Origin of the sequence: Sphingorhabdus sp., assembly GCF_044374345.1 — a bacterium.
Lineage (GTDB): Bacteria > Pseudomonadota > Alphaproteobacteria > Sphingomonadales > Sphingomonadaceae > Sphingorhabdus_B.
The window spans coordinates 1-3,330 of the sequence record NZ_JBILOS010000143.1 but is presented as its reverse complement, the minus strand read 5'-3'; the positions used below and the strand labels follow the sequence as shown (position 1 = coordinate 3,330).

Sequence of the window (3,330 nt, the reverse complement as noted above, 5' to 3'; positions counted from 1 at the left end):
AGTTCGAATTCAAATATCTTGCCGTCGCCAATGGCGCCTGTTTCGGCGGCCTGCTGAATGGCCTCGACCACGGCAGGGGCTTGATCGGACGCGCATGCGACCTCAATTTTCACCTTGGGCACCATGTTGGTTGCATATTCGGCACCGCGATAAATTTCGGTCTGCCCTTTTTGTCGGCCAAAGCCTTTGACCTCAGTCACGGTCATGCCGGACACGCCCAACGCGGTGAGCGCTTCGCGCACCGGGTCCAGCTTGTGCGGCTTAATAATGGCAATAATATATTTCATGCACGCCCCCAATTTTGGTTGTGCAGTGCAATAAGCAAACACCGTGCCAGAAACGGGAAATGCACGTAAATGCGACGATTATAGGCGATAGGGGCAGCGCATATCAGCGCCGCCAGCGTCCATACTGCCTAAAATTTAATCAGAAGAGTATCACTGCCTAAATATTAGGCATTTAACCAATGCGGATCGATGCCCATAAGGGCAGATGGTCCGACGCCTGTTTGGACAGCGACGAAATATGGCTGTCGGCAGCGGTGACTTTCACGTCGTGGCTGACGATGATCCGGTCCAATCGGGCGACTGGGCGCGATGTGTGAAAGCTTTTGGGCGTTTGCACCAGCCGGTGATGATGGAACGCAAGTTCGTTCAATGCGCCGCTGTCCGACCATTGGTTGAAATCACCCATCAGAACGGTGGGCATATGCCGCGGACTGGCATCAATCGCCGCCAGCAACGCGCGGATTTGCTTGCGCCGCCACAGCCCGGATAAGTCCAGATGCACACCAATGACGCGCAATGCATGGCCAGCAACCGACAGTTCCGCCATCACCGCGCCGCGTGGTTCCAGCGTCGGCATATCAATCGGCTGACAATGGCGCACCTCCATGCCCTTGCGCACCAAAATCGCATTGCCGTGCCAGCCAATGGCGGCAGGACGGAAAGCCAGCGGCACGGGCATCCAAGATGTCTCCGCCTCCAGCATCGCCAGCGGCAATGCGCTGACCCGCGCGCCGAACCGGCGGTCGACTTCCTGAAGCGCGATGATATCCGCGTCGATTTCTTTGAGCACCGCCAATATGCGTTCGGGGTTGCGCCGTTGGTCAAGGCCAACCGCCTTGCGAATATTATAGGTCGCAACCTTGAGTGCGTGGCTCATATCGGGGTCATGCGGTTCATTCGGTCATATCGTAATTTGGACCGAAATAGGCACCCATCACCCCGCCGTGCCGCCTACCGTAAGCGCGCTGACCAAGGTTGTGGGTTGCCCGACGCCCGCAGGAACGCTTTGGCCGCCTTTGCCACACACGCCGATGCCGTCATCCAATGCCATGTCGTTGCCAAGGCCAATGACCTTGTTGAGCGCGGTGGGGCCATCGCCAATCAATGTCGCGCCTTTGATGGGATCGCCAAGCTTTCCGTCCTTGACCAAATAAGCCTCGGTGCAGCTGAACACGAATTTGCCCGACACGATGTCGACTTGCCCGCCGCCGAAGCTTTTGGCGAAGATGCCGTTTTTGACGCGGCTTAACAGTTCGGCAGGGTCGTCATTGCCGCTGCGCATGAATGTATTGGTCATGCGCGGCATGGGTGCATGGGCATAGCTTTCGCGGCGGCCATTGCCCGTGGGGGCAACGCCCATCAGGCGGGCGTTCATGCGGTCCTGCATATAGGCGCGCAATATGCCGTCTTCGATCAGGACATTTTCCTGCGTCGGCGTGCCTTCATCATCAATCGACAGCGAACCACGGCGGTTCATCATCGTGCCATCATCGACAACGGTGACGCCGGGTGCAGCAACGCGCTGGCCAATCTTACCGGAAAAGGCACTGCTGCCCTTACGGTTGAAATCGCCTTCCAGACCATGGCCGACGGCTTCATGCAGCAATACGCCCGGCCAGCCGGGGCCAAGCAACACGGTCATTTCGCCAGCGGGTGCGGCGACCGAGCGCAAGTTGGTCAGCGCCTGCGCCAATGCTTCATCAATGGCATGTTCCCATTCATGATCTTCGAACAATTTGTCGTACAGATAACGCCCGCCAAAACCATAAGTGCCGGTTTCGCGGCGGTCGCCATCTTGCGCGACGATGGAGACATTCAGGCGGACCAAAGGCCGCACATCGGTGGCGACAAAGCCATCGGCGCGCACGATTTCGACGACGCTCCAGCTGCCCGAAAGGCTGACGCTCACTTGCGCGACGCGTGGGTCACGGGCGCGGGCGGCGGCGTCGATCTGTTGGCACAACGCAACCTTTTGCGCGAATGGCACCAGTTCAAGCGGATTGCCGTCTGTGTATAAATGCCGGTTGTTCTGGCGCGGCGGCGGGGCGGGTTGCTCTTTCGCAGGATCAAGCAGCTTCAGCGTTTCGCCTGCCCGGCGAATCGCGGCCTCGCTCATGTCATTGGCGTGGCTGAACCCGGTCATCTCACCCGACACACCGCGCAGGCCAAAGCCCGAACCCGTCGAATAATCCGCCATTTTCAGCCGGCCATCGTCAAAACCAAAGCTCTCGGTCGCGCTATATTGCAAATAGAGCTCACCATCATCGCACGCCTTCAACGCGTCACGCGTAATACGCTGCGCTGCGTCAGGGTCGAGAAGGCCGGGTTGGTACAGATATGCGCGGGGATCGGTATAAGTCATTTTGCGTATATGGGACGGTGCGGCGGAGGTTGAAAGGGTAATTTGCATATTCATTCCGCAGCGGCTTTCCAACACCACAACTTCGTCACCCTGAACTTGTTTCAGGGTCTTAATTCCTTGCAACACTAAAGTAAGATGCTGAAACAAGTTCAGCATGACGGGTGGGGCAATACCCCAAGTGACTGGGCGTTCAGAAAAGTTGGTTTTCTCCAGCGCATAACCCCCCTAAAGCCGCCCGATGACTACGCGATTCCAGTTTTCGATTTCCGCCACGGATGGCAAGGCGCGCACCGGCAGCATTCAGATGATGCGCGGAGAAATTCGCACGCCTGCCTTCATGCCCGTCGGTACCGCCGCCACGGTAAAGGCGATGCGCCCTGCCGAAGTGCGCGCAACGGGCGCGGATATTATCTTGGGCAACACCTACCATCTGATGCTGCGGCCCGGCGCGGAACGCGTCGCGCGGCTGGGTGGGTTGCACCAGTTTTCGGGCTGGGACCGGCCGATATTGACCGACAGCGGCGGGTATCAGGTGATGAGCCTGTCGGCGTTGCGCAAAATCACCGAAGAGGGCGTGGCGTTTCAAAGCCATCTCGACGGGTCGAAACATATGCTGTCGCCCGAACGCTCGATGGAAATCCAGCGGCTTTTGGGCTCCGACATTGTCATGGCGTTTGACGA

At 58.3% G+C, this 3,330-nt stretch carries 4 protein-coding genes; 1 reads left to right on the top strand and 3 read right to left on the bottom strand.

Annotation, left to right across the window (positions count from 1 at the left end):
* The 3 genes from ACIQ5B_RS10605 to tldD all read right to left on the bottom strand — a co-directional run.
* A partial coding sequence (locus ACIQ5B_RS10605; RefSeq protein WP_397598990.1) for a P-II family nitrogen regulator occupies positions 1-287 on the bottom strand: 287 nt, incomplete at its 3' end.
* 172 nt (positions 288-459) lie between these two features.
* The gene (locus ACIQ5B_RS10600) at positions 460-1,164 is read right to left on the bottom strand and encodes an endonuclease/exonuclease/phosphatase family protein (RefSeq protein WP_397598989.1); all 705 of its coding nucleotides are present in this window, start codon (positions 1,162-1,164) and stop codon (positions 460-462) included.
* Between the two features lie 57 nt (positions 1,165-1,221).
* Positions 1,222-2,649, bottom strand: a complete 1,428-nt coding sequence (gene tldD, locus ACIQ5B_RS10595; protein WP_324478598.1) for a metalloprotease TldD — start codon at positions 2,647-2,649, stop codon at positions 1,222-1,224.
* Positions 2,650-2,887: 238 nt separating this feature from the next.
* Here tldD and ACIQ5B_RS10590 point away from each other — a divergent pair.
* A partial coding sequence (locus ACIQ5B_RS10590; RefSeq protein WP_397598988.1) for a tRNA-guanine transglycosylase occupies positions 2,888-3,330 on the top strand: 443 nt, incomplete at its 3' end.

Bases quoted from the DNA above. Each gene is read 5' to 3' on its own strand.
- tldD (WP_324478598.1), bottom strand. From the start codon at position 2,649: ATGACTTATACCGATCCCCGCGCATATCTGTACCAACCCGGCCTTCTC.
- ACIQ5B_RS10600 (WP_397598989.1), bottom strand. From the start codon at position 1,164: ATGAGCCACGCACTCAAGGTTGCGACCTATAATATTCGCAAGGCGGTT.